19 protein-coding genes and 1 pseudogene are annotated in these 25,557 nt (G+C 64.2%); 11 read left to right on the plus strand and 9 right to left on the minus strand.

All coding sequences use genetic code 11. The annotated features are described in order from the left end of the window. Window positions 1–14 precede the first annotated feature (14 nt). The 4 genes from V1261_RS08090 to gdhA all read left to right on the plus strand — a co-directional run bounded on the left by V1261_RS08090 (window position 15) and on the right by gdhA (window position 5,249). The gene (locus V1261_RS08090) at window positions 15–641 is read left to right on the plus strand and encodes a response regulator transcription factor (protein WP_329771216.1); all 627 of its coding nucleotides are present in this window, start codon (window positions 15–17) and stop codon (window positions 639–641) included. A gap of 63 nt (window positions 642–704) precedes the next feature. Continuing rightward, on the plus strand, window positions 705–1,556 hold the full coding sequence (gene folD / locus V1261_RS08095) for a bifunctional methylenetetrahydrofolate dehydrogenase/methenyltetrahydrofolate cyclohydrolase FolD (RefSeq protein ID WP_329771217.1): 852 nt from the start codon (window positions 705–707) through the stop codon (window positions 1,554–1,556). Between the two features lie 70 nt (window positions 1,557–1,626). Next, window positions 1,627–3,693, plus strand: a complete 2,067-nt coding sequence (locus V1261_RS08100; protein WP_329771219.1) for a M3 family metallopeptidase — start codon at window positions 1,627–1,629, stop codon at window positions 3,691–3,693. 194 nt (window positions 3,694–3,887) lie between these two features. After that, window positions 3,888–5,249 carry an NADP-specific glutamate dehydrogenase gene (gene gdhA / locus V1261_RS08105; protein ID WP_329771221.1) on the plus strand — a complete coding sequence of 454 codons (1,362 nt, stop codon included), beginning with the start codon at window positions 3,888–3,890 and terminating at the stop codon, window positions 5,247–5,249. A 68-nt stretch (window positions 5,250–5,317) separates the two neighbouring features. Here the strand turns inward: gdhA and rpiA are convergent, their stop codons facing one another. Further along, a complete protein-coding gene (gene rpiA / locus V1261_RS08110; protein WP_329771222.1) occupies window positions 5,318–5,989 on the minus strand; it encodes a ribose-5-phosphate isomerase RpiA in 672 nt (223 codons plus the stop codon). 79 nt (window positions 5,990–6,068) lie between these two features. Here rpiA and V1261_RS08115 point away from each other — a divergent pair, with 79 nt between their 5' ends. After that, entirely contained in the window at window positions 6,069–7,133 is a 1,065-nt protein-coding gene (locus V1261_RS08115) for a quinone-dependent dihydroorotate dehydrogenase (protein ID WP_329771223.1), read from the plus strand. Between the two features lie 17 nt (window positions 7,134–7,150). On the opposite strand, the gene V1261_RS08120 is transcribed toward V1261_RS08115, so the two are convergent. From V1261_RS08120 to V1261_RS08135, 4 genes are all read right to left on the minus strand, one after another. Beyond that, the gene (locus V1261_RS08120; protein WP_329771224.1) at window positions 7,151–7,720 is read right to left on the minus strand and encodes a copper resistance protein NlpE; all 570 of its coding nucleotides are present in this window, start codon (window positions 7,718–7,720) and stop codon (window positions 7,151–7,153) included. A 78-nt stretch (window positions 7,721–7,798) separates the two neighbouring features. After that, the gene (locus V1261_RS08125; protein WP_329771225.1) at window positions 7,799–10,153 is read right to left on the minus strand and encodes a UvrD-helicase domain-containing protein; all 2,355 of its coding nucleotides are present in this window, start codon (window positions 10,151–10,153) and stop codon (window positions 7,799–7,801) included. Between the two features lie 175 nt (window positions 10,154–10,328). After that, a complete protein-coding gene (locus V1261_RS08130; RefSeq protein WP_329771227.1) occupies window positions 10,329–12,248 on the minus strand; it encodes a DEAD/DEAH box helicase in 1,920 nt (639 codons plus the stop codon). A 258-nt stretch (window positions 12,249–12,506) separates the two neighbouring features. Next, window positions 12,507–13,568 (minus strand): helix-turn-helix transcriptional regulator, encoded by a 1,062-nt coding sequence (locus V1261_RS08135; RefSeq protein WP_329771229.1) that lies wholly within the window; start codon window positions 13,566–13,568, stop codon window positions 12,507–12,509. Window positions 13,569–13,950: 382 nt separating this feature from the next. Between V1261_RS08135 and V1261_RS08140 the strand changes: the two genes are divergently transcribed. From V1261_RS08140 to V1261_RS08160, 5 genes are all read left to right on the plus strand, one after another. Further along, a complete protein-coding gene (locus V1261_RS08140) occupies window positions 13,951–14,511 on the plus strand; it encodes an acyloxyacyl hydrolase (RefSeq protein ID WP_329771231.1) in 561 nt (186 codons plus the stop codon). Window positions 14,512–14,678: 167 nt separating this feature from the next. Next, window positions 14,679–16,106 carry an efflux transporter outer membrane subunit gene (locus V1261_RS08145; RefSeq protein ID WP_329771233.1) on the plus strand — a complete coding sequence of 476 codons (1,428 nt, stop codon included), beginning with the start codon at window positions 14,679–14,681 and terminating at the stop codon, window positions 16,104–16,106. 30 nt (window positions 16,107–16,136) lie between these two features. Then, complete coding sequence (locus tag V1261_RS08150; protein ID WP_329771234.1) at window positions 16,137–17,216, plus strand: HlyD family secretion protein; 1,080 nt, start codon at window positions 16,137–16,139, stop codon at window positions 17,214–17,216. Continuing rightward, complete coding sequence (rbbA, locus tag V1261_RS08155) at window positions 17,213–19,957, plus strand: ribosome-associated ATPase/putative transporter RbbA (RefSeq protein ID WP_329771236.1); 2,745 nt, start codon at window positions 17,213–17,215, stop codon at window positions 19,955–19,957. The genes V1261_RS08150 and rbbA overlap by 4 nt, the downstream gene beginning before the upstream one ends. A 1-nt stretch (window position 19,958) precedes the next feature. Then, the gene (locus V1261_RS08160; protein WP_329771237.1) at window positions 19,959–21,080 is read left to right on the plus strand and encodes an ABC transporter permease; all 1,122 of its coding nucleotides are present in this window, start codon (window positions 19,959–19,961) and stop codon (window positions 21,078–21,080) included. Window positions 21,081–21,106: 26 nt separating this feature from the next. Here the strand turns inward: V1261_RS08160 and V1261_RS08165 are convergent, their stop codons facing one another. The 4 genes from V1261_RS08165 to V1261_RS08180 all read right to left on the minus strand — a co-directional run bounded on the left by V1261_RS08165 (window position 21,107) and on the right by V1261_RS08180 (window position 25,117). Continuing rightward, a complete protein-coding gene (locus V1261_RS08165) occupies window positions 21,107–23,497 on the minus strand; it encodes a YgiQ family radical SAM protein (RefSeq protein ID WP_329771238.1) in 2,391 nt (796 codons plus the stop codon). 69 nt (window positions 23,498–23,566) lie between these two features. After that, the gene (locus V1261_RS08170; RefSeq protein WP_329771239.1) at window positions 23,567–23,902 is read right to left on the minus strand and encodes a hypothetical protein; all 336 of its coding nucleotides are present in this window, start codon (window positions 23,900–23,902) and stop codon (window positions 23,567–23,569) included. A 28-nt stretch (window positions 23,903–23,930) separates the two neighbouring features. After that, window positions 23,931–24,671, minus strand: coding sequence for a 23S rRNA (guanosine(2251)-2'-O)-methyltransferase RlmB (rlmB, locus tag V1261_RS08175; RefSeq protein ID WP_329771240.1), 741 nt, complete (start codon window positions 24,669–24,671; stop codon window positions 23,931–23,933). Between the two features lie 83 nt (window positions 24,672–24,754). Next, complete coding sequence (locus V1261_RS08180) at window positions 24,755–25,117, minus strand: OmpA family protein (RefSeq protein WP_329771241.1); 363 nt, start codon at window positions 25,115–25,117, stop codon at window positions 24,755–24,757. A 23-nt stretch (window positions 25,118–25,140) separates the two neighbouring features. On the opposite strand from V1261_RS08180, the pseudogene V1261_RS08185 reads away from it, so the two are divergent. Further along, window positions 25,141–25,557 (plus strand): annotated as a pseudogene (locus V1261_RS08185) (transposase); the annotation flags it as partial.

The following is a 25,557-nucleotide window of genomic DNA, read 5'->3' on the forward strand; positions in this document are numbered from 1 at the left end:
ACACAAGAGAGACCATGAGCTTGATTCCGGAAAAAGGCACTATTTACGTTGTAGATGATGATGAAGGCGTGCGCGACTCCCTGCAGTGGCTACTGGAGGGCAAGGGTTACCGCGTGCGCTGCTTCGACTCTGCCGAAAGCTTCCTGACCCGCTACGATCCGCGCGAGGTGGCCTGCCTGTTCGCCGATATCCGCATGGGCGGCATGAGCGGCCTGGAGCTGCAGGATCGCCTGCTGGAGCGCAAGTCGCCGCTTCCCATCGTCTTCATCACCGGCCATGGTGATGTACCGATGGCGGTCGAAACCATGAAGAAAGGCGCACTCGACTTCATCCAGAAGCCCTTCCGCGAGGAAGAGCTCGAGGCCCTGGTCGAGAAGATGCTCAAGTCCGCGCAAAGCAGCTTTGCGGAACACCAGATGGCCAGCACGCGTGAATCGCTGCTGGGCAAGCTGACCAACCGCGAAGCCCAGGTGCTGGAACGCATCGTCGCCGGCCGCCTGAACAAGCAGATTGCCGATGACCTGAACATCAGCATCAAGACGGTGGAAGCGCACCGCGCCAACATCATGGAAAAGCTCAACGCCAATACCGTGGCCGACCTGCTCAAGGTGGCCCTGGGGTCCAGCGCCAACAAGGCCTGATCCCGTACCCTCCCCCCGCAGTCCGCTGCGGGTTTTTCTTTTTTTCTACTACCAATTCCGCACATGACAGCACAGATCATCGATGGCAACGCCCTTTCCCGACAGCTCCGCACCGAAGTGGCCGAACGTGCCGCCGCGCTCAAGGCGCGTGGCGTGACGCCGGGCCTGGCCGTGATCCTGGTGGGTGACAACCCGGCCAGCCAGGTCTATGTGCGCAACAAGGTCAAGGCCTGCGAAGACAACGGCCTGCATTCCGTGCTCGAAAAATACGAGGCCACGATGAGCGAAGCCGAGCTGCTGGCGCGCGTCGAGGCACTGAACAACGATCCGTCCATCCACGGCATCCTGGTGCAGCTGCCGCTGCCGGCGCATATTGATGCGCAAAAGGTGATCGAGGCGATCAGCCCGGCCAAGGACGTGGACGGCTTCCATATCGCCAGCGCCGGCGCGCTGATGACCGGCATGCCCGGCTTCCAGCCCTGCACGCCCTACGGCTGCATGAAGATGCTGGACAGCATCGGCTACGACCTGCGCGGCAAGCACGCGGTGGTGATCGGCCGCAGCAATATCGTCGGCAAGCCGATGGCGCTGATGCTGCTGTCGCGCAGCGCCACCGTCACCATCTGCCACAGCGCCACCACTGACCTGAAGGCGCAGACGCTGCAGGCCGACGTGATCGTTGCTGCCGTGGGCAAGCGCAACGTGCTGACCGCCGACATGGTGAAGTCGGGCGCAGTGGTGATCGACGTGGGCATGAACCGCAACGACGAAGGCAAGCTGTGCGGCGACGTTGATTTTGACGGCGTGAAGGAAGTGGCGGGCTACATCACGCCAGTGCCGGGCGGCGTCGGCCCGATGACCATCACCATGCTGCTGGTCAACACCATCGAATCGGCCGAACGCGCAGCCGCATAAGCCAGCCAGTGGGCAGGGTTGCGGGCATGACCGGCTTGAAGCGCCGGATTTTGCCCCTACACTGCCCTACATGACGACCACCAACTCCGCTTCCAACCCCCTCCTCCAGTTCGATGGCCTGCCCCTGTTTGACCAGGTGCAGCCCGAACACGTGCAACCCGCCATCGAGCAGCTGCTGGCGGCGGCCGACCAGGCGCTGAGCACGGTCACGGCCGATGATTTTCCGGCCGATTGGCTGCAGCTCTCCGCCACCTTGGACGTGGCCACCGAACGCCTGGGTCGCGCCTGGGGCACGGTCGGCCACCTCAAGAGCGTATGTGACACGCCCGAGCTGCGCGCCGCCTACAACGCCATGCTGCCGGCGATTTCCGACTACTGGACCCGTCTGGGTGCCGACGAACGCCTGTATGCCAAGTACAAGGCGATCGATGCCGCCACGCTGACGGCGGAACAGCAGCAGGCGCTGAAGAATGCGCTGCGCGGCTTCGTGCTCAGCGGTGCCGAACTGCAGGGCGCCGACAAGCAGCGTTACGCCGAGATCCAGGAGCGCATGGCGACGCTGGTGCAGAAGTTCAGCGAAAATGCGCTGGACGCCACCGACAGCTGGGCGCTGTACGTCAACGCCGACGAGCTGGACGGCGTGCCGCAGGACGTGATCGATGCCACCCGCGCTGCCGCCGAGGCCGAAGGCCGCGATGGCCACAAGCTGACACTGAAGCTGCCGGTCTATCTGCCGCTGATGCAGTTTGCCCACAGCAGCGCGCTGCGCGAAAAACTCTACCGCGCCTACACCACGCGTGCCTCGGACCAGGCCGAAGGAGATGGCCAGCAGTTTGACAACTCGGCGATCATGGCCGAGATCCTGGCGCTGCGCCAGGAAGAATCGCGGCTGCTGGGCTACCGCAACTTTGCCGAAGTCTCGCTGGTACCCAAGATGGCTGACACGCCAGACCAGGTGATTGCCTTCTTGCGCGACCTGGCCGCCAAGGCACGTCCGCATGCCGAACGCGATGTGGCCGACCTGCGCCAATTTGCGCGCGAGCAGCTCGGCCTGGACGATCCGCAGCCCTGGGACTGGACCTATATCAGCGAAAAGCTCAGGGAGGCGCGCTATGCCTTCAGCGAGCAGGAGGTGAAACAGTATTTCACCGCGCCCAAGGTGATGGCCGGCCTGTTCCGCATCGTCGAGACGCTGTTCGACCTGAAGATCACGCGCGACCAGGCACCGGTCTGGCATGACAGCGTCGAGTTCTACCGGCTCGAACGCGACGGCCAGCTGGTGGGCCAGTTCTACCTGGATCCGCCGGCGCGCAACGGCAAGCGTGGCGGTGCCTGGATGGACGGCGTGCGCGACCGCTGGCAGCGCCCGGACAGCCCACAGCTGCAGACACCGATTGCGCATCTGGTGTGCAACTTTGCCGCCGGCGTCAACGGCAAGCCGCCGCTGCTCACGCACGATGACGTGATCACGCTGTTCCACGAAGCCGGCCACGGCCTGCACCACATGCTCACGCGCATCAACGAGCACGATGTCTCCGGCATCAACGGCGTGGAGTGGGATGCGGTAGAGCTGCCGAGCCAGTTCATGGAAAACTTCTGCTGGGAATGGCATGTGCTGCAGAACATGACGGCACACGTCGATAGTGGCGAGCCGCTGCCGCGCGAGCTGTTCGAGCGCATGCTGGCGGCCAAGAACTTCCAGAGCGGCATGCAGACGCTGCGCCAGGTGGAATTTGCCCTGTTCGACATGCTGCTGCACAGCCAGGCAACAGCGCCGGAGGACGTGATGCCGCTGCTGCGCCAGGTGCGCGAGGAAGTGGCCGTGCTGCCGACACCGCCCTACAACCGTATGTCGCACACCTTCAGCCACATCTTTGCCGGTGGCTACGCAGCCGGCTACTACAGCTACAAGTGGGCCGAGGTGCTGAGTGCCGATGCCTATGCCGCCTTCGAGGAAACCGCGGCTGCCGACGGCAGCCCGGACCCGGCCACGGCACGCCGCTACCGCGAGCAGATCCTGGAAATGGGCGGCAGCCGCCCGGCCATGGAGTCGTTCAAGGCCTTCCGGGGTCGCGAACCCTCAGTGGACGCCTTGCTGCGCCACCAGGGCATGGCAGACACGGCAGTCGCAGCCTGAACGCCATGGGCACCGCGAACCTGCGGGAAAACGGTGCCCGATTTTTCTTGCATTGCAACGTTTCATGGCCGACAGGGATGCCTATAATTACGGATGTATCCTTACCAGGTCATACACACCTCACAAGGGCTCCCTGACGCCGGCCGGATGTAACTGCCGGCTTTTTTGTCCCTACACATTTTCGATTGACGACCATGGCACAGATTGCATCCCTAGACGATTTCCTGATCAAGCTCCGCAAGCGCGACCCCCAGCAGCCGGAATTCCTGCAAGCCGTCCACGAAGTGCTGGGCAGCCTGTGGCCGTTTATCGAAAAGAACCCGCGCTATGGCCAGCAAGGCCTGCTGGAGCGCCTGTGCGAACCCGAGCGCGTGATCCAGTTCCGCGTGACCTGGATGGACGACCAGGGCCAGGTGCAGGTCAACCGTGCCTTCCGCATCCAGCACAACAACGCCATCGGCCCGTACAAGGGCGGCATGCGTTTCCACCCGTCCGTCAACCTGTCGATCCTGAAGTTCCTGGCGTTTGAGCAGACCTTCAAGAACGCGCTGACCACGCTGCCCATGGGCGGCGGCAAGGGCGGCTCCGACTTCGACCCCAAGGGCCGTAGCGACGCCGAAGTGATGCGTTTCTGCCATGCGCTGATTTCCGAGTTGTACCGCCACATCGGCCCCGATACCGACGTGCCGGCTGGCGACATCGGCGTGGGCGCGCGTGAAGTCGGCTACATGAACGGCATGATGAAGAAGCTGACCAATATCAACGGCACCGTCTTTACCGGCCGCGGCTTGTCCTTTGGTGGCAGCCTGATCCGCCCGGAAGCCACCGGCTATGGCCTGGTCTACTTCGTCGAGGCCATGCTGAACCACGCCGGCAAGTCCATGGAAGGCATGACGGTGTCGGTCTCCGGCTCCGGCAACGTGGCGCAGTACGCCATCGAGAAGTCCATGCACCACGGTGCCAAGGTCGTGACCTGCTCCGACTCTGACGGCACGGTCTACGATGCCGACGGCTTCAACCCGGAAAAACTGCAGGCCCTGATGGAGCTGAAGAACGTCAAGCGTGGCCGCCTGACCGAGTTTGCCGATGCCTTTGGCCTGGAATACCACGCCGGCAAGAAGCCCTGGCATATCCCGGTCGATATCGCCCTGCCCTGCGCCACCCAGAACGAACTGGGCGGTGACGACGCGCGCGAGCTGGTGAAGAACGGCGTGAGCTGCGTGGCCGAAGGTGCCAACATGCCGAGCACGCTGGACGCGATCGACGTGTTCCTGGAGTCCGGCGTGCTGTATGCGCCGGGCAAGGCCAGCAACGCCGGTGGCGTGGCCGTCTCCGGCCTGGAAATGGCCCAGGGCGCGCAGCGCCTGTACTGGGGCGCGCCGGAAGTGGATGCCCGCCTGCAGGAAATCATGAAGGATATCCATATCAGCTGCGTGCAGCACGGCGCGGAAAACGGCAACACGGCACCGCGCAGCCGCGTCAACTACGTGAACGGCGCCAACATCGCCGGCTTCGTGAAAGTGGCTGACGCCATGCTGGGCCAAGGCGTGATCTGATCTCGTTCAGCGCCTGAACCCATCCCGTCCGTGGAGTTGATCCCGGACGGGATTTTTTTCGTCCATACTCAGTATTGCAGCGTTTCCACACCCTGTTCGGTGCCGAGCAAGCAGACCGTCGCCTTCTGGTGCGCAAACACACCGACGGTGATCACGCCAGGCCACTGGTTGACTTCGCTCTCGAAAGCCAGCGGGTCACGGATCTGCAGGCCATGCACGTCCAGAATGTGCTGGCCGTTGTCGGTGACCAGCGGTGCACCGTCCTTTTCGCGCACCGTGGCCTGGCCACCCAGGGCGGCAAAGCGTTCGACCAGTCGGCCAGTGGCCATCGGGATGATCTCGACCGGCAACGGAAACTGGCCCAGCACCGCGACGCGCTTGCTGGCATCGGCAATGCAGATGAAACGGCGGCTTTGCGCGGCGACGATTTTTTCGCGCGTCAGGGCCGCGCCGCCGCCCTTGATCATGTAGCCCTGGCCATCGATCTCGTCGGCACCATCGATATAGACATCGAGTTCGCCGGCTTCGCTGGCCGAAAACACCGGAATGCCGAGCGCTTCCAGGCGCTGTGTCGAGGCCAGAGAACTGCTGACCGCGCCCTTGATCTGGTCCTTCATGCCAGCCAGGGCATCGATGAACTTGTTGACGGTGGAGCCGGTACCGACGCCGACAATCGTGCCGGGTGTGACGTAGGCCAGCGCCGCCTGGCCAACCAGGGTCTTGAGTTCATCTTGTGTCATGTGGGTTTCCTGCCGTGGATTTGGGACAATAGGGAGATGCGATCACGCTGATCGCACAACTGCACATTATCGTTCTTCCATGGCACTGATTCCCTACTCCCTGTCGCGCGCGGCCCTGTTCAGCATGGACGCTGAAGCGGCCCATGAATTCACCATCAGCTCCCTGTCGCGCCTGCAGCACACGCCGCTGCGCTGCACCTTCTCCCAGCCCTTTGTCAATGATCCGGTGACGCTGTGTGGCCTGCGTTTTCCGAACCGCGTCGGCCTGGCTGCTGGCCTGGACAAGAACGCCGAGTGCATTGCCGCCTGGGAAGCCATGGGCTTCGGCTTTGTCGAAGTCGGCACGGTGACACCCAAGGGCCAGCCGGGCAACCCCAAGCCGCGCATGTTCCGCCTGCCGCAATCGGAGGCGCTAATCAACCGCATGGGCTTCAACAACCATGGCCTGGAGGCCTTTATCCGCAATGTGCAGCGCACCCGTCCGGCCGGCAGCAAGCGCCTGCTTGGCCTGAACATTGGCAAGAATGCCAGCACGCCGATCGAGCAGGCAGCGGACGACTATCTGGCCGGCCTGGAAGGCGTCTACCCCTGGGCCGATTACGTCACCGTCAACATCAGCAGCCCGAACACGCAGAACCTGCGCGCGCTGCAGAGTGACGAGGCGCTGGATGCGCTGCTCGACACGCTGATGGAGCGCCGCGAACAACTGGCGCAGCAACATGGCAAGCACAAGCCGCTGTTCATCAAGATCGCACCGGATCTGGAACAGGAACAGATTGCGCTGATTGCCAGCACGCTGCGCCGTTACGGCATGACCGCCGATGGCCGCCATGGTGGTCGTCTGGGCGTGATTGCCACCAATACCACCATCAGCCGCGAAGCCGTGCAGGGCCAGCCGCATGCCGATGAGGCCGGTGGCCTGAGCGGTCGTCCGGTGTTCGAGAAGAGCAACCATGTGGTCCGCGAGCTGCGCACGGCACTGGGCCCGGATTTTCCGATCATCGGTGCCGGCGGCATCATGAGCGGCGCCGATGCGCGTGCCAAGCGCGCTGCCGGCGCCGACGTGGTGCAGGTATTTACCGGCCTGATCTATCGCGGTTCAGCGCTGGTGCGCGAAGTGGCCGAGGCGCTGCACCAGGCTTGAAGCCTGGCGGACCGGAATCAGTCGTCCTGGCGCAGCCGCAAGCGATACCGCTCGCCCATGGCCGTGCCGTCGGCATCGATCTGCTGCAACTGGCCGGCCTGATAGGCAAAGCGGCGGTACTCGCCATCACGGTCCAGCTGCAGCATGGAGCGATCGGCGCTCCAGCTGGCCTGGCCGCGCTGGATCACCGGCAGCGCACTGACGGTTTCGCGCTTCATGCTCAGGATATAGCTGCCGTCCTCGTACAGTGACAGCAGCGTGCGGATGCCGGGACAATCGGTACACGGCAGGCTGCCAGAATAATGTCCCACCCAGCTGATGTCGTTGGCAGCGGGCTGGGGTGCAGCGGGCGATATCGGCTCCACGCGGATATCCTGTACCGGCGTGACCACCACCTCGGCGTCTGGCGTGCGCGGCGCAGGCGGCACCTGCGGCGTACTCTGGTTGAGGACTGGCGCAGGGCCACTGCCGCCACGCAAGGGCGGCCAGTCCGGGTTATCCAGCGATACCGTGGTACATCCTGCCAGCCAGAGCGAACCCAGGGCCAGCATCCATCCCGTGCGCAGCGTGCGTTTGGCATGGCTCATGGTGCAATCTCCTTTACGACTTTGACAGCTGTTGTCTTGCTGCCATTGTGACATCTGGCGGGCAGCGTGGCCGCCCATTCATGCGATCGGCGTGAGCTTGGCCACGGCCAGAGCCAGCCACTTGACCCCGTGGCGCGGAAAATTGATCTTGGTCTTGGCATCGCTGCCACTGCCTTCAATCAGCAGCACATCGCCTTCGCCAAACTTGGTGTGGAACACGCGCATGCCCTTGCGCAGGCCATGTCCATCTTCCTGCTTGCGCGGGATCTCGGCTGCCGGCAGGCCGACCGACTGGCGCACCTCCTGGTTCCACTGCTCGTCGCCGTCCTGGCGCCAGCGGCCCGGCATGGCATCGGCAAAACCGCTGCGTTGCGGCGTGATCCATTTCAGGCACTCCTCGGGCAGTTCGTCGAGGAAGCGGCTGCGGATGTGATAGCGCGTCTGGCCGTGCAGCATGCGCGTTTGCGCATGGCTCAGGTAGAGGCGCTGGCGCGCCCGCGTGATGGCCACATACATCAGGCGGCGTTCCTCTTCCAGGCCGTCGAAATCGTTCATGGCGTTTTCATGTGGGAACAAGCCTTCTTCCAGGCCGCTGATGAACACCACGTCAAACTCCAGGCCCTTGGCGGCGTGCACCGTCATCAGCTGCACCGCGTCCTGGGCTGCCTGAGCCTGGTTGTCGCCGGCCTCGAGTGCGGCGTGGGTCAGGAAGGCGGCCAGCGGCGACAGGGTTTCACCATCGGGCAGCACGGCCTCCTCCCCTTCGACCACGGTGGCATCGACCGGGCGCATGTCCATCGGCTGCAGGCCGGCGCTTTCGCGGCCAAAGCCCTCGATGCTGACGAAGCTCTCGGCGGCGTTGACCAGTTCCTGCAGGTTCTCGATGCGGTCGGCGCCATCGCGCTCGTTGCCATAATGTTCCAGCAAGCCACTGTGCTCCAGCACCAGCTCGACGATCTGCTTCAGGCTCAGATCGGCCGACTGTTCGCGCATGGCGTCGATCTTGGCGACAAAGGACGCCAGATTGGCACCAGCCTTGCCAGGCACCAGCGCTATCGCATCGGTCAAGGCACTTTGCTGGCCACGTGCCGCATCCTGCAGTTGCTCCAGCGTGCGCGCGCCAATGCCGCGCGCCGGGAAGTTGACCACGCGCATGAAGCTGGTGTCGTCGCGCGGGTTGTCCAGCAGGCGCAGATAGGCCAGCGCGTGCTTGATCTCGGCGCGCTCGAAAAAGCGCAGGCCGCCGTAGACGCGGTACGGCATGCTGGCATTGAACAGCGTGGATTCGATCACGCGGCTCTGCGCGTTGCTACGGTAGAGAATCGCGATTTCCTTGCGCGAACGGCCGTCGGCCACCAGCTGGCGGATTTCATCGACGATCCAGCGCGCTTCGGACAGGTCACTCGCCTGCTCCATCACGCGCACCGGCTCGCCTGCGCCCTGGTCGGTACGCAGGTTCTTGCCGAGGCGGCGCTTGTTGTGGCTGATCAGCACGTTGGCGCTGTCCAGGATGTTGCTGTAGCTGCGGTAGTTCTGCTCCAGCTTGATCTGGTGCTGCACCTTGAGCTCGGTAACGAAATCGTTCATGTTGCCAACGCGCGCACCGCGGAAGGCGTATATGCTCTGGTCGTCATCGCCCACGGCCAGCACGGCATTGGCCGGCACGCCTTCCTTGCCGTCCGATACCAGCTGCTTGAGCCAGAGATATTGCAGGCGGTTGGTGTCCTGGAATTCGTCCACCAGGATATGGCGGAAGCGGCGCTGGTAGTGCTGGCGCACCAGCGGATAGTCGCGCAGGATCTCGTAGCTGCGCAGCATCAACTCTCCAAAGTCGACCACGCCTTCGCGCTGACACTGTTCCTCGTAGAGCTGGTAGATCTCGGCCTTGCGGCGGCTTTCGCCATCGTGCACCGGAACATCGCCGGGGCGCATGCCCTCTTCCTTGCAGCCGCTGATAAACCACTGCATCTGCTTGGCAGGAAACTGGTCATCCGATACGCCATGCTGCTTGTAGAGGCGCTTGATGGCGGAGAGCTGGTCTTGCGTATCGAGGATCTGGAAACCCTGCGGCAGGCCGGCGACCTGGTAGTGCGCGCGCAGAAAGCGGTTGCACAGGCCGTGGAAAGTGCCGATCCACATGCCGCGCACGTTCAGCGGCAGCATCGCCGACAGGCGCGCGTTCATCTCCTTGGCCGCCTTGTTGGTAAAGGTCACCGCCATCAAGCCGCCGGGCGAAACGCGCTGCTGTTGCAGCAGCCAGGCGATACGCGTGGTCAGCACGCGCGTCTTGCCGGAGCCAGCGCCGGCCAGGATCAGGGCGTGTTCATCGGGCAAGGTGACGGCACGGCGCTGCTCGGGATTGAGTCCGTGCAGCAACTTGTCGTCAGTGGGTGGCGGGGCAAAGGAGGAGAGATCGTCGAACAGGGAAGACATCCCGCTATTGTAGGTACAAAGCGTTCGTCATGCGGCCCTGGCAGCTGCTGTCCATGCAGATGGCAGCGACATCGCTGCCCTGCCCTGCAGGCGCAAAAAAAGCCGGTCACCTTGCAGTGACCGGCTCTTGTCAGATCGGGATCAGGCTATCCGTTGACGGCCTGTTGGCAGCAGATCAGTAGCGGTTGCCGCCACCGTTGCCGCGACGCGGGCCACCGGCCGGCTTGCGCCATTCGCCGTGGGCCGGACGGCCTTCACGCGTGGCGGTATCACCACCGCGACGGCCACCGGCGTGACCAGCGGTTGCCGGACGCGGCTTGCGTGCCGGTGCATCACCGAAGCCGCCGCCAAAACCACGCTCCTGACCCTGGCCGAAGCCACGCTCGCGCTGCTGGAAACCGCGATCACCTCGATCCTGCTGGAAGCCACGGTCATTGCCAAAGCCGCGATCACGCTGCTGGAAACCACGTTCCTGACGGTCCTGGGCAAACTCGCGCTCGCCACCGAAACCGCCACGCTCCTGGCGGAAGCCACCACGATCGCCGCCGCCGAAACGGTTGTCCTGGCCAAAGCCGCCACGTTCGCGACCACCACCAAAGGAGCGCTTGCCGCCGCGGCCGCCATGGCCCGGGCCACCGGCGCGACCCTTGCCCTTGGGCGGGTGACGCGTGGGCGCGCGCTGCTCGGGCTCCATGCCCGGGATCACGGCCGTCATCAGCGGCTGCTGGGTGAATTCCTCGATGTCCCAGATGCGGAAACGGTCGCGGAATTCGGCAAAGCTGACAGCGATACCGCTGCGGCCGGCACGGCCGGTACGGCCAATGCGGTGCGTATAGTCCTCGGCCTTCATCGGCAGGCCGAAGTTGAACACGTGGGTGATGCTGGGCACGTCGATACCGCGTGCGGCCACGTCAGTTGCCACCAGGAACTGGATCTTGCCCTGGCGCAGCGCCTGCAGGCGGCGGTTGCGCAGGCCCTGGCTCAGGGCGCCGTGCAGTGCAACAGCAGCGAAACCAGCCTGTTGCAGGTCTTCGGCCAGGCCGTCACATTCGATCTGGGTGCTGGCAAACACGATCGCCTGCTCGATGGCGGGATCACGCAGCCAATGGTCCAGCATGGCACGCTTGTGCGCGAAGTTGTCAGCCCAGTAGAGCTTCTGCTCGATCTGGCTGTGCTTCTGCTGCGGCGTGTCGATCTGGATCTTCTGCGGCTCGCGCATGACGCGGGTAGCCAGCTGCTGGATGCGCGGCGCAAACGTGGCGCTGAACATCATGGTCTGGCGGCGCTCGGCGGTCAGGGCGTGGATTTCGGCCAGGTCTTCGGCAAAGCCCAGGTCCAGCATGCGGTCGGCTTCGTCCACCACCAGGAACTGCACTTTTTCCAGCTTGATCTGCATGCTGCGCTGCAGGTCCAGCAGGCGGCCCGGGGTGGCTACCACCAGGTCCGCGTTCTGCAGGCGGGCGATCTGGATCGCGTAAGGCATGCCACCCACCACGTGGGCAATGCGCAGGCCCTTGCAATGCTTGACCAGGTCAATCGCGTCATGGGCGACCTGTTGCGCCAGTTCGCGCGTCGGGCACAGCACCAGTGCGCCGGGCTCGGCGGCCTTGAAATGGCGACGGTCGGTCGGGTTCTTGCGGCGCGGACGCTTGGGGGTCGGCTCGCCGTTGGCGGCAGCTTCGTCGAGCTTGCGCTGCCATTCGATGCGTTCTTCCTCTTCGGCGGCTTCACGCTGCTCCAGCAGCGTATGCAGCACCGGCAGCAGGAAGGCGGCGGTCTTGCCGCTACCGGTCTGGCTGGACACCATCAGGTCGATGAAGGAGCTGGAACCTTCGTTCAGCGCCAGCGGAATCGCCTGGGACTGCACTACGGTCGGCTGGGTGTAGCCCAGGTCGAGGCAAGCCTGCACTAGCGGCTCGGCCAGCTTCAGTTCGACAAAACCGTTGGGCTGGTCGTCTTCAACCGGCAGCAGCGCGTCGGCTTGCAGTTCGGCATGCAGATGGGGATCGGGAATCGGGTTGCCCGGCAGTTGTAGTTCGGCAACGGAGGATTGCGGCTGCGCAGCTGCGCCAGCCAGGGAGGCTTCTTGATGCATTGAATATCTCACACGTGCGCCAGCCCGCAGGGCTGCGCATCGTCAGGGTAGGACATGTGCATCCACCGTCTGACGATCATTCACCGCATGACAGAAACACGCGGGAGGGACATGCAAGTGCATGCCGGGTGTGAGATGGGAGATGTACGCGATTGGGGGCCCATTTGCAATCCGTTGCCTGTCTGCTGGCAACCATCGCCCCCTCGGGATCACGCTATTGTCAGACAAATCCGGGTTTTTACCAAGCGATATGTTGTTTCAGCGCACATCCGGCTGGCCAGCACCATGTGCAGGCCAGCACTGGGCACCGCCCTCGCCCTCGCGGCGCAGCTGCAGCGGCGTGGCACCAAACCAGCGCATGCAGAAGCGGTGAAAGCTGCTCAGCTCGCGAAAGCCGAGCCGGAACGCCACTTCCTTGATCGGGTAACCGGTGTGGCACAGCAGCAATCTGGCCATTTCCTGGCGCGCATCCGAAAGCAACTGGCGGTACTGGTAACCCTCGGTCTGCAGGGCACGCTGCAGGCTGCGCGGCGTCATGTGCAGCGCTTCGGCAATTTCCTCGATGGTGGGCGCACGCTGTTCCAGCCGTTCGATGATCAACTGGCGCACGCGCAGATAGACCGGGTAGTTGGCGCGCAGCTCTTCCAGCTGGTAGTCGGCCAGACGCTGGTGCACCCTGGCCAGCATCGGCGATACCGGCAGGCGTTCTTCTTCCAGCTGCGCAGCATCCAGCAGCAGCGAGATCCCGCCAGCACCATGCAGCAGGCGGATCTGCCGTTCCTTGAGCCAGCGCAGCAATTCCTCGCCCGGATCAGGGTAAGGCAAGCTGACTTCATGCACCAGCAGCGGCCTGCCATTGCGCAACTGGGCCAGAAAGTTCAGCAGCGTCATCGTTTCGGCATCCATGATGATGCGCGGCAACAGGCTGTTGTCGCGAGCGCTCATGGACAGGCGATAGCCCTGGGCTTCGCGCCGCAATTCCACCTCCAGGCTTTCATCGAGCAAGGGCGCGTAATGCTGCAGCTGTTGCAGGGCCTGCAGCATGCTGTTGCTGCTCAACATCAGGTGGCCGACGATTTGCAGCGTGCCCGGATGGATGTTCTGGTAGGTCAGCAGGGCCAGTTCCTCGTCGCCCAACTGCTCGGCAATATGTGCCGCCAGCCGCATGAAGGCAGCTTTCGGGATCCGCTTGTCCGGATGTTCCAGATCCTCGCGGCGCATGTCGGCGAGCTGGCAAAGCTGGTCCAGATTCCGGGCTTCGACCGGCAGCATGTCGATCAGCAGATAAGCCAGGGATGCCGCGACGGTGAAGTTTTGCATGGGTGAGATGGGTGAATGGAACGGGGAAGCCTGGCCGCCGGGAACAGCGCAAGGCGCTCGGCATCCACACGCTTTCTGTCGGTACAGAAAACACAAGTCTGACAGATTAGGACAAATCCGGGTTTCTTGTAGTCCCGATGCGCCAGCTTGTCGCAACAGGACACTGGCCTGTCGCAAAGTCGCCAGATACTGGCCGCACGGCTCATCGCACTTGTCTTGCCGTAGAGATCCCGGTCCGTGTCTTGCCAGCAATCTGCCGGCCTCTGCAAATGGCCGCCAAGACAACCCCATGTCACGCCCGTGAAATAGTTGTGCACGCATCATGCAGGGACTATCAATGCCAAGATGGCAGCTAGATTTTTCTCTTCATTCTGTATTTGCCATGCCTGTTTTCCATGCACTCCGCTCCTCCCTGTCCACCCTGCCCCGCATCGGTCTTGCCACCCTGCTGCTGGCCAGCAGCGGCCAGTTGCTGGCGAAAGATTGGGGCGTGACTGCCGGCTACGGCACGGACAGCACCAACAAGGTTGGCATCATCGCCGGCTGGGATCGCGAGCAGCCGTTGTGGCAAGGCGAAAAATGGCATCTGGGCCTGCGTCATGAAGTCGAGCTGGGCTTCTGGGATGCTAAGTACGGCAACGATATCGTCGAGTTCGGCTACTCGCCGGTGCTGCGCATGATCCGCCCGCTGGGTGACCATGGCAAGCGCCTGTTTGTCGAAGGCTCGATCGGCGTGCGCCTGATTTCCGACACCAGCCTGTCGCCCGATACGAATATGTCGACCGCTTTCCAGTTCTCCGACATGCTGGGCGTGGGCTACCAGTGGGGTCCGAAGCAGCTGAACACCGTCGGCCTGCGTGGCGTGCATATCTCCAACGCCGGCATCAAGAAACCGAATGACGGCGTGGAGTTTGGCCTGCTGTACTACCAGCGCAAGTTCTGACCGGCTCCCCCCATCCCGAGTTTTCAGACAAGGCAGTGTCGCAGTGCGGCACTGCCTTGTTGTCTTATGGCTGACAAGCGGCAAGTTCAGCGCCGATAATGGGACTTTCTTCACACCTGTCCGTCGGCATGCCACGACGGGCAAGCTCCCTGTACAGGAAATCCTTCATGGTGCCTGCCACCCTGTTTCAACGCGCCGGCCTGGCGCTGCTGCCGCTGACCTTGCTGGGCGCTTGTGCCGTTCCTGGCGGCCAGCAGCAGCCCGCCAGCGACATCTTGCCCGCCCGTTATGAACGTGCCACTGACAGCCCGCCAGCCAGCATGGGCAACGATAGCGGCTGGCGCGACTACTTTAGCCATCCGGAACTGCAGGCGCTGATTGCCCAGGCGCTGGCCAACAACCGCGACCTGCGCACCGCCGCGCTGCGCGTGCAGGAAGCGCAGGCTCTGTACGGCATCCAGCGTTCCGGACTGATGCCCAGCGTGGGCGTGATGGCCGATGGCCAGCGTGGCCGTACCCCGGCCAGCTTGTCGCCCTCCCGGCAATCCATGGTCAGTAGCAGCTACAGCGTGGGCCTCGGTCTGGCCAGCTGGGAAATCGACTTCTGGGGCCGTATCCGCCACTTGAGCGATGCCGCCCTGCAAAACTACCTGGCCACCGATGCCGCCCAACGCGCCCTGCGCATCAGCCTGGTGGCCGAAGTAGCGAACACCTGGCTGCTGCAGCGCGAGTATGACCAGCGTATCGAGATTGCACGGCAATCGGTCAGCACGCGCCAGGAATCGAACCGCATCTATACGCGCCGCTATGAGGTCGGAGCCAGTTCGCTGCTGGAGCTGACCCAGGTGCGCACGCTGCTGACACAGGCGCAGGCGCTGCTGGAGCAGCTGGAGCAGGCGCGTGAGCGCAACGGTCATGCGCTGGCCTTGCTGGCCGGTGGTCCAGTGGACCTGACACCGCGCACCGGCCTGCTGGATCGCCAACTGAAATTGCGCCCAGTGACCGCAGGCCTGCCCTCCGCCCTGCTGACACAGCGCCCGGACATCATCGCCGCCGAGCACCAGCTGGCGGCTGCTCGGGCGCAGATTGGCGCGGCGCGCGCGGCCTTCTTCCCCAGCATCTCCTTGACAGGCATGTTGGGCACGGCCAGTCATGAGCTGGATGGCCTGTTCCAGGGCGGCAACCGGACCTGGAGCTTCATGCCCAGCATCTCGCTGCCGATCTTTACCGCTGGCCGGCTGCGCAACAACCTGAACCTGGCCGAAGCACGCGCCGACATGGCGGTGGCCAACTACGAGAAGACCGTGCAGTCTGCCTTCCGCGATGTGTCTGACGCGTTGAGTGCGCGCCACTGGCTGCAACGCCAACTGGCCACGCACACACAAGGCCTGCAGGCGCAACGCCAGCGTGCGCGCCTGGTGCGCATGCGCTACGACAGCGGTGCCGTGAGCTACCTGGAAGTGCTCGATGCCGAACGCAGCCTGCTGCAGGCCGAGCAGGACCATGTGGTGACGCAGCGCCAGCTGCTGGCCGCACAGATCCAGCTGTTTGCCGCCCTTGGAGGCGGCTCCCTGGGCAGCACGCCCCAGCCTTGACCCTACCCCGCCCAAATTGAGCTCCACGACATGACACTGCAAGCCAAGCACAAGAAGACCCTGATCATGGCCGGCCTGGCGCTGGCCGCCGCCGCAGCCGCCTACTACCTCTGGCATTCCAGCCAGCCGCAAGGCCCCGGCGACGGTTTTGTCAGCGGCAACGGCCGCATCGAGGCTACCGAACTCAACGCCACCAGCAAGCTGCCGGGCCGCGTCACCGAAGTGCTGGTGAACGAAGGCGATTTCGTCAAGGCCGGCCAGCCGCTGGTGCGCATGGATATCGCCTCGCTCAACGCCCAGCTGGACGAAGCGCGTGCCTACCACCAGCAGGCGGTGACCGGCGTCAGCAATGCCCAGGCCATGTCCTCGCAGCGCAGCAGTGACGAAGCCGCTGCCCGTGCTGCCGTGGTCAGCGCCGACAGCGATCTCGATGCCGCCCGGCGCAAGCTGCGCCGTACCGAAGTGCTGGCGCGTGAGGGTGCCTCTTCGATGCAGGAGCTGGACGATGACCGTGCCCGCGTGAAGGCGGCGCAAGCCCAGGTCAACGCTGCCAGGGCGCGCCAGGTAGCGGCACAGGCAGCTACCGTGGCCTCGCGCACGCAGATCGACAGCGCCAAATCGGCCGTCGATGCTGCCGCCGCCACCATCAAGCGCATCGAGACCGAAGTGGCTGACAGCGTGCTGGTCGCCCCGCGCGATGCCCGCGTGCAATACCGCATCGTGCAGCCGAACGAGGTGCTGGGAGCTGGCTCGCCCGCACTCAACATGATCGACCTGAACGATGTCTACATGACCTTCTTCATTCCGGAGCAAGTCGCAGGCCGCGTGGCCATTGGCAGCGAAGCGCGCATCGTGCTGGACACGGCTCCCGATTACCCGATCCCGGCAAAAATCAGCTTTGTCGCCAGCTCGGCCCAGTTCACGCCCAAGACGGTAGAAACCGCAAGCGAGCGCCAGAAGCTGATGTTCCGTGTCAAGGCGCAGATTTCGCCTGAACTGCTGCAACAGTACCCGGAACAGGTCAAGATCGGCCTGCCGGGCGTCGCCTGGATCAAGCTGGATCCGAATGCCGCCTGGCCGGCTTCTCTCGCGCCCAAGACCCGGCCATGAGCGGACCGGATCGTTCCGTCATCACGCTGACGCAGGTCAGCCTGCGCTACAAGGACACGCTGGCGCTGGATGACATCAGCCTGGCGTTTCCCGCCGGCCGCATGATTGGTCTGATCGGGCCAGACGGCGTGGGCAAGTCCAGTCTGCTGTCGCTGATCGCCGGTGCCCGTGCCATCCAGGGCGGCTCGGTGCTGGTGCTGGGCGGCGACATGGCCAGCCAGCGCCATCGCAACCAGGTCTGCCCGGACATCGCCTACATGCCGCAAGGCCTGGGCAAGAACCTGTACCCGACGCTGTCGGTAGAAGAAAACCTGCAGTTCTTTGGCCGCCTGTTCGGCCATGGCGAAGCCGAACGGCGCCGCCGCATCGACCAGCTGACGCAGGCCACCGGTCTCTATCCGTTCCTGCAGCGGCCAGCCGGCAAGCTGTCGGGCGGCATGAAGCAGAAGCTCGGCCTGTGCTGCGCGCTGATCCACGATCCGCGCCTGCTGATCCTGGACGAGCCGACGACCGGCGTGGACCCGCTGGCGCGCCGCCAGTTCTGGGACCTGATCGACACCATCCGCGCCGGTGGCCAGGACATGAGCGTGCTGGTGGCCACGGCCTATATGGATGAGGCCAGCCGCTTCGACTGGCTGGTGGCGATGGACGAAGGCCGCGTGCTGGCCACCGGCACGCCGCAAGAGCTGCTGCAGCGTACCGCCACGGACAACCTGGAAGCCGCCTTTATCCAGCTAATGCCGGAAGACAAGCGCGAGGGCCATCGCGAGGTGGTGATTCCGCCGCTGCCCGAGGACGGCCAGGACGAGATCGCGATTGAAGCGAAAGACCTGACCATGCGCTTTGGCGACTTCACCGCGGTCGATCACGTGAACTTCCGGATCCGGCGCGGCGAGATTTTCGGCTTTCTCGGCTCCAACGGCTGCGGCAAGACCACCACCATGAAGATGCTGACCGGCCTGCTCGATGCCACCGAAGGCCAGGCCTGGATTTTTGGCGATACGGTCGATGCGCGCGACCTGGCGATCCGCAGCCGCGTCGGCTATATGTCGCAATCGTTTTCACTCTATGGCGAGCTGACCGTGATGCAGAACATGGTGCTGCACGCGCGCCTGTTCCAGGTACCGGAAGACGAGATTCCGGCGCGCGTGCAGGAAAAACTGGCACGCTTCCAGCTGCTCGATGTCGTGGACGCCCTGCCCGACAGCCTGCCGATGGGCATGCGCCAGCGCCTGTCGCTGGCGGTGGCGCTGGTGCACAACCCGGAGCTGCTGATCCTGGACGAGCCGACCTCGGGCGTGGACCCGATTGCGCGCGACAACTTCTGGGAGCTGCTGGTCAGCCTGTCGCGCCAGGACCGCGTCACCATTTTCATCTCCACCCACTTCATGAACGAGGCCGAGCGCTGCGACCGCATGTCGATGATGCACGCTGGCAAGGTGCTGGACAGCGATACGCCGGCGCGGCTGGTGGAAAAGCGTGGTGCCGCCTCGCTCGAAGATGCCTTTATCGGCTACCTGCTTGAAGCCGGTGCCGACAGCGGCAGCACCGCTACGCCAGCGGCCGCAGTCCCGGCAGTGGAACCTGCAGCAGCTACCAGCCATCGCCCGCAGCGCGGCTTCAGCCTGCGCCGCCTGTTCAGCTACGCGCTGCGCGAATCGCTGGAACTGCAGCGCGATCCGGTGCGCGGCATCATGGCGCTGTTCGGCAGCCTGCTGCTGATGGTCATCATTGGCTACGGCATCACCATGGACGTGGAAGACTTGCGCTTTGCCGTGCTCGATCGGGATCAGACCGTGCTGAGCCAGAACTATGTCAACAACCTGTCCGGCTCGCGCTATTTTGAGGAAATGCCGCCGCTGCAGGATTACCGGCAACTGGACCAGGCGATGCGCGCCAACCAGATCACCATGGCGCTGGAGATTCCGCCCGGCTTCTCGCGCGACCTGCAGCGCGGCCAGCCGGTCAGCATCGCGGTCTGGATTGATGGCGCGATTCCGCAGCGCGCCGAAACCATCCAGGGCTATGTGCAAGGCATGCACCAGCAGTGGCTGACCCAGCTCAGCACCGAGCGCATGGGCCGCGCGCCGCAATCGACGATCCAGGTGGAAACGCGTTTCCGCTACAACCCGGACGTGAAAAGCCTGCCGGCCATGGTGCCAGCCGTGATGCCGCTGATGCTGCTGATGATCCCGGCCATGCTCGCGGCGCTCTCGGTCGTGCGCGAAAAGGAGATGGGCTCGATCATGAACCTGTACGTGACGCCGGTGACGCGCACCGAATTCCTGCTCGGCAAGCAGCTGCCCTATATCGTGATGGGCATGGTCAGTTTCCTGCTGATGACGCTGATGGCGGTAACGCTGTTTGACGTGCCAATCAAGGGCAGCTTCCTGACGCTGGCACTGGCCACCCTGCTGTTCGTGATCTTCTCGACCGGCCTGGGCCTGTTTGCCTCCATCTTCACACGCTCCCAGATTGCCGCGATTTTCATCACCATGCTGGTGACCATGCTGCCGGCCGTCAACTTCTCCGGACTGATGACCCCGGTCAGCTCGCTGGAAGGTGCTGGCCGCCTGATTGGCGAAAGCCATCCAGCCACCTATATGCTGCTGATCAGCCGAGGCGTATTCGGCAAGGCGCTGGATTTCACCGACCTGACATCGTCCTTCTGGCCGCTCGTGATCTGGGCACCACTGATCCTGCTGGTGTCTATCCTGTTGCTGAAAAAGCAGGAGCACTGAGATGCAGCTCGGCCACATCTTCCGCCTCGGCATCAAGGAATTCTGGAGCCTGCTGCGTGACCCGATCATGCTGGTGCTGATCATCTACTCGTTCACGCTGGCGATTTATGCGGTATCGCGCTCGGCCCCGGAAACGCTGAGCAAGGTGCCGATCGCCATCGTCGACGAAGACCGCTCGCAGCTGTCCGGCCGCATCATCTCCGGCCTGCTGCCGCCCTACTTCCTGCCACCGCAATTGATCGAGATCCACGAAATGGATGCCGGCATGGATGCCGGCCGCTACACCTTCACGCTCAATATCCCGCCCAACTTCCAGCGTGATGTGCTGGCCGGACGGCAACCGGCGATCCAGCTCAACGTGGACGCCACGCGCATGAGCCAGGCCTTCAGCGGCAGCGGCTACGTGACGCAAATCGTGCACAGCGAGGTGGCCGAGTTCGTGCAGGGCCACCGCGGCAGCACGCCGCTGCCCGTGCAGATCGAGCAACGCATGCGCTTCAACCCGACGCTGACGCAGACCTGGACGCTGGGCGTGATGGAGATCATCAACATCATCACCATGCTGTCCATCATCCTGACCGGGGCGGCGCTGATCCGCGAACGCGAGCATGGCACCATCGAACACCTGCTGGTGATGCCGGTGCGGCCGGTAGAGATCATGCTGTCCAAGGTCTGGTCGATGGCGGTAGTGGTGCTGTTGGCGACCGCCATGTCGATGGTGTTCGTGGTCCAGGGCTGGCTGCGCATTCCGATCGAGGGCTCGGTCTGGCTGTTCCTGGCGGTGGCAGCGCTGCACCTGTTTTCCACCACCTCGCTCGGGATTTTCCTGGCCACGGTGGCCCGCACCATGCCGCAGTTTGGCCTGCTGATGCTGCTGATCATGATGCCGCTGCAAATGCTGTCCGGCGCCAGCACGCCGCGCGAGAGCATGCCGGAGTTCGTGCAAAACGTGATGATGGTCGCGCCGACCACGCACTTTGTCTCGGCCAGCCAGGCGATTCTCTATCGCGGGGCCGGCTTCGATATCGTCTGGCCGCAGATGCTGGCACTGCTGGTGATCGGCAGCGTGCTGTTCATGCTGTCGCTGGCGCGATTCCGCAAGATGCTGAGCCAGATGGGCTGAGGCCGGCGCAAAACCGGCCTTGGCAATCAGCGGCTGCGCTTGCCGCGCCCGGCCGGGCTGCCGCTCTTGCTGTCCAGCCGCGGCTTGTTGCCACCCAGCGCCGGCTTGCCGGCTCCCTGGCTGCGCGGCGGCAGTCCGGTATGCTGCGTCAGCAGGCTGCCCTTGCGCGGCTGCCGGCGCGCCGTGGGCGCGGCCTCGGCCGTCTTGCCGGCCGGCGTGGAATTCGTGCGGCGCGGGCTCTGGTAGCTGCCATCGCTCATCGGCTGCCAGGTCGGGATCAGGTGCTGCTTGCCATTGCCGATCAGGTCCTGCCGGCCCATTGCCTTGAGCGCCTCGCGGAGCAGCGGCCAGTTGTTCGGATCGTGATATCGCAAGAAGGCCTTGTGCAGGCGGCGGCGGCGATCGCCCTTGACCACGTCCACGCTTTCGGCACGATCCGCATTCGGGCCATCCGGACGGTGGATGCCCTTGAGCGGGTTCAGCCGCGTGTGGTACATGGTGGTGGCCGTCGCCATCGGGCTCGGGTAGAAGGTCTGCACCTGGTCAGCACGGAAACCGTTGCGCTTGAGCCAGACCGCCAGGTTCATCATGTCCTCGTCGCTGGTGCCCGGGTGCGCCGCAATGAAGTACGGGATCAGGAACTGCTTCTTGCCGGCTTCGGCGTTGTACTTCTCGAACAGCTGCTTGAAGCGGTCATAGGTACCAATACCCGGCTTCATCATCTTGGACAGCGGGCCCTGCTCGGTGTGCTCCGGCGCAATCTTCAGGTAGCCACCCACGTGGTGCTGCACCAGCTCCTTGATGTACTCGGGCGATTTCACCGCCAGGTCGTAGCGCAAGCCGGAACCGATCAGGACCTTCTTCACGCCCGGCAGCTTGCGCGCGCGCTTGTAGATGCTGATCAGCGGATCATGATCGGTATGCAGGTTCTGGCAGACGTCCGGGTAGACGCAGCTCGGCTTGCGGCAGGCGGCCTCGATCTCCTTGCTCTTGCAGCCGAGGCGATACATATTGGCGGTTGGGCCACCCAGGTCGCTCACCACGCCGGTAAAGCCCTGCACCTTGTCGCGCATGTCTTCCAGCTCGCGGATGATGGAATCTTCGCTGCGGCTCTGGATGATGCGGCCTTCGTGCTCGGTGATGCTGCAGAAGGTACAGCCGCCAAAGCAGCCGCGCATGATGTTGACCGAGAAGCGGATCATCTCCCAGGCCGGGATCTTGGTGGCGCCGTCGTGGCGGCCATTTTCGTCGGCGTAAGACGGGTGCGGGCTGCGCGCATACGGCAGGTCGAACACCCAGTCCATTTCCTCGGTCGTCAGCGGAATCGGGGGCGGCGTCAGCCAGACATCACGCGCAGTCGTGCCCTCGCCATGCGCCTGCACCAGCGCCCGCGCATTGCCGGGGTTGGTTTCCAGATGCAGCACACGGTTGGCGTGCGCGTACAGCACCGGATCGGCCTTGACCTGCTCGTAGCTCGGCAGGCGGATCACGGTACGTTCGCGCGGCGGACGCTGTACGGCTTTCGAGGCCTCGCGCACGATGCGGATCGGCTGCACGGCCGGCTCTGGCGACGGCGCGGCGGCATCACAGCTGGCACCCTGCCCCGCGGCCTGCTCGCCGGTAGTCTGGTACGGGTTGACGTGCTCCTCGATGCGGCCCGGCTGATCGACCTCGGTGGAATCGATCTCGAACCAGCCCTCGGGCGAGGAACGCATGACAAAGGCAGTGCCGCGCACATCGGTGATGCTGCTGACCGGCTCACGGCGCGCCAGGCGGTGCGCGACCTCGATCAGGGCACGCTCGGCATTGCCATAGAGCAGCAGGTCGCACTTGCTATCCACCACCATGCTGCGGCGCACCTTGTCGCTCCAGTAATCGTAATGGGCAATGCGGCGCAGGCTGCCTTCGATGCCGCCCAGCACAATAGGCACGTCCTTGTAGGCTTCACGGCAGCGCTGGCTGTAGACGATGGCGGCGCGATCGGGCCGCTTGCCGCCGATGTCGCCCGGCGTGTAGGCATCATCGCTGCGGATCTTGCGGTCCGCCGTGTAGCGGTTGATCATGCTGTCCATGTTGCCGCCAGTCACGCCCCAGAACAGGTTGGGCTTGCCCAGCACCTTGAACGGTTCGGCGCTCTGCCAGTCAGGCTGCGCGATGATGCCGACGCGGAAACCCTGCGCCTCCAGCACGCGGCCAATCACCGCCATGCCGAAGCTCGGGTGATCGACATAGGCGTCGCCGGTGACCAGGATGATGTCGCAGCTGTCCCAGCCGAGCTGCTCCATTTCGGCGCGGCTCATCGGCAGGAACGGGGCCGTGCCAAAGCGCCTGGCCCAGTACGGCTTGTAACTGGTCAAGGCTTGGGCAGAGGGAATACGGCTGGTGGGGGACGCCTCGCGGGCGCGGCTGGCATGCATGCCCGGGATTGTACCGGTGGGGGTATTTTCGCGCCAGCCATGCGTTGCCAGCCTTGCCGGATCTGTGGCTTAACGCGGATTCTCGAAGAACACCATGTTGCTGTAATCGCTGATCTCGAAGTAGACGCGTTTTTCATCGGCGTCAGCCACAAAGTTCAGGTTTTCATCCAGTACGCCGTAGCCGTAGCGGTAGTTGCGTGCATCGCCACTGCCGGTACCCAGCGCGGTGCTGATCTTGTCGACCTTGAGGAAGCGGCGCACCAGCTTGTCGCCAGCGTAGATTTCCAGCACGCCATTGGTACCGGTCCAGTTCTGCACCTCGCGGCCCAGCTTGTTCTGCTGTTCCTGGGTGCAGCCGGCCAGCAGTGCTGCGGCGACAGCCAGGGCCAGGGTGGCAGATCGCATCGTGATTTTCATGGGTGCTCCCCTGCCCTTACAGGCTGCGCTGGCGCAGGGCCTCGTACAGGCAGACACCGCTGGCAACCGAGACGTTCAGGCTCTCGACCGCGCCACGCATGGGCAGGTGCACCAGTTCGTCGCAGGTCTTGCGCGTGAGCTGGCGCATGCCGGGGCCTTCTGCGCCCAGCACCAGCGCCGTGGGCGTGCGCAAGTCCATCTGGTAGAGCGATTTGCCGGCATCGCCGCTGGTGCCAACGACCCAGATATTGCGTTCTTTCAGCTCGTTCAGCGTGCGCGCCAGATTCGTGACCATGTAGTACGGCACGGTATCGGCGGCACCGCTGGCGACCTTGGCCACGGTGGCGTTGATGCCGGCAGCGTGGTCCTTGGGCGCGATCACGGCGTGCACACCGGCACCATCGGCCACGCGCAGACAGGCACCCAGGTTGTGCGGATCGGTCACGCCGTCCAGCACCAGCAACAGCGGCGGCTCCTGCAGGGTGTCCAGCAGGTCATCCAGCGAGCGCTCCTGGCGGATCTCGCTGACACGCGCCACCACGCCCTGGTGGCCGTGGCTGCCGCACAGGCGCGACAGGCGCAGGCCATCGGCCTCGACCAGGGCGACTTTCGCCTCCTTGGCGCGCTCCAGAAACTGGCGCATGCGGGCATCGCGCCGGCTGGGATCAAAAAATACTTCTACCACCGATTGCGGCGCCATCTTGAGGCGCACGCCAACGGCATGGAAGCCAAAGACGATTTTGTGGGATGCGGACATGGGGAGATTATCGCCTGAAGGCAAGAAAAAACCGCATGGCTCCGGTAGCGGAAGCCATGCGGCGGATCAAGACATGCGTCCGGTCAGCACGTTGTTACTTCCACTTCCACGCGGCGGTTGGGCTGCAGGCAGTCCACCAGCGCCTGGCGGGCGGTGTTGGCACACTGCACCACCGGCTGGCTTTCGCCCATGCCGACGGCCGTGATGTTGGCTGCCGGAATGCCCTGGCTGATCAGGTAGCTGCGCACGGTCTCGGCACGGCGCTGCGACAGGCCCAGGTTGTAGCTGTCACTGCCCAGGCGGTCGGTGTGGCCCACCACGCGCATCTGCGCATCGGCACCGCGCGACTTGAGCGTCTCTGCCACGCGATCCAGCTCGGCACGGCCACCCAGGCGCCCAGAGCTTCGTTCCAGACTGGAGTTGACCCGGTTCCGTGGACACATCATTCTTTGTGTTCAAGGAGTCGCAGATGTCCAAAGTACGACCGCCGTACCCGGCGGAATTCCGTCGGCAGATGGTCGAGCTGGTTCGAGCCGGCCGCTCACCCACACAGCTCTCGCGTGAGTTCGGTGTCACTGCCCAGTCCATCACCAACTGGGTCGGTCAGGCCGCCATCGACGAGGGCAAGCCCTTACCTGGCAAAGAAGGCCTGACCACCGCCGAGCGAGAAGAATTGGTGCGGCTGCGCCGCCAGTTGCGTCAGGTCCAGATGGAGCGCGACATCCTGGCAAAGGCTACGGCCTGGTTCGCCGGTCGCAGCGATGCGACATCCACGAAGTCTTCGGACTCGTGATGGCGAACCAGGCCGACCTTCCTGTGCGCGCCATGTGCCGCGTGCTCGGTGTCTCCGCCAGCGGCTTCTATGCCTGGCGAGAGCGTGCTCCAT

The sequence above is a fragment of the Brachymonas sp. J145 genome (assembly GCF_036312245.1).
Taxonomy (GTDB): Bacteria; Pseudomonadota; Gammaproteobacteria; order Burkholderiales; family Burkholderiaceae_C; genus Brachymonas; species Brachymonas wangyanguii.

Excerpts from the sequence above, each read along its gene's own strand:
- V1261_RS08090 (WP_329771216.1), top strand. The coding sequence starts at position 15 with ATGAGCTTGATTCCGGAAAAAGGCACTATTTACGTTGTAGATGATGAT.
- folD (WP_329771217.1), top strand. The coding sequence starts at position 705 with ATGACAGCACAGATCATCGATGGCAACGCCCTTTCCCGACAGCTCCGC.
- V1261_RS08100 (WP_329771219.1), top strand. The coding sequence starts at position 1,627 with ATGACGACCACCAACTCCGCTTCCAACCCCCTCCTCCAGTTCGATGGC.
- gdhA (WP_329771221.1), top strand. The coding sequence starts at position 3,888 with ATGGCACAGATTGCATCCCTAGACGATTTCCTGATCAAGCTCCGCAAG.
- rpiA (WP_329771222.1), bottom strand. The coding sequence starts at position 5,989 with ATGACACAAGATGAACTCAAGACCCTGGTTGGCCAGGCGGCGCTGGCC.
- V1261_RS08115 (WP_329771223.1), top strand. The coding sequence starts at position 6,069 with ATGGCACTGATTCCCTACTCCCTGTCGCGCGCGGCCCTGTTCAGCATG.
- V1261_RS08120 (WP_329771224.1), bottom strand. The coding sequence starts at position 7,720 with ATGAGCCATGCCAAACGCACGCTGCGCACGGGATGGATGCTGGCCCTG.
- V1261_RS08125 (WP_329771225.1), bottom strand. The coding sequence starts at position 10,153 with ATGTCTTCCCTGTTCGACGATCTCTCCTCCTTTGCCCCGCCACCCACT.
- V1261_RS08130 (WP_329771227.1), bottom strand. The coding sequence starts at position 12,248 with ATGCATCAAGAAGCCTCCCTGGCTGGCGCAGCTGCGCAGCCGCAATCC.
- V1261_RS08135 (WP_329771229.1), bottom strand. The coding sequence starts at position 13,568 with ATGCAAAACTTCACCGTCGCGGCATCCCTGGCTTATCTGCTGATCGAC.
- V1261_RS08140 (WP_329771231.1), top strand. The coding sequence starts at position 13,951 with ATGCCTGTTTTCCATGCACTCCGCTCCTCCCTGTCCACCCTGCCCCGC.
- V1261_RS08145 (WP_329771233.1), top strand. The coding sequence starts at position 14,679 with ATGGTGCCTGCCACCCTGTTTCAACGCGCCGGCCTGGCGCTGCTGCCG.
- V1261_RS08150 (WP_329771234.1), top strand. The coding sequence starts at position 16,137 with ATGACACTGCAAGCCAAGCACAAGAAGACCCTGATCATGGCCGGCCTG.
- rbbA (WP_329771236.1), top strand. The coding sequence starts at position 17,213 with ATGAGCGGACCGGATCGTTCCGTCATCACGCTGACGCAGGTCAGCCTG.
- V1261_RS08160 (WP_329771237.1), top strand. The coding sequence starts at position 19,959 with ATGCAGCTCGGCCACATCTTCCGCCTCGGCATCAAGGAATTCTGGAGC.
- V1261_RS08165 (WP_329771238.1), bottom strand. The coding sequence starts at position 23,497 with ATGCATGCCAGCCGCGCCCGCGAGGCGTCCCCCACCAGCCGTATTCCC.
- V1261_RS08170 (WP_329771239.1), bottom strand. The coding sequence starts at position 23,902 with ATGCGATCTGCCACCCTGGCCCTGGCTGTCGCCGCAGCACTGCTGGCC.
- rlmB (WP_329771240.1), bottom strand. The coding sequence starts at position 24,671 with ATGTCCGCATCCCACAAAATCGTCTTTGGCTTCCATGCCGTTGGCGTG.
- V1261_RS08180 (WP_329771241.1), bottom strand. The coding sequence starts at position 25,117 with ATGATGTGTCCACGGAACCGGGTCAACTCCAGTCTGGAACGAAGCTCT.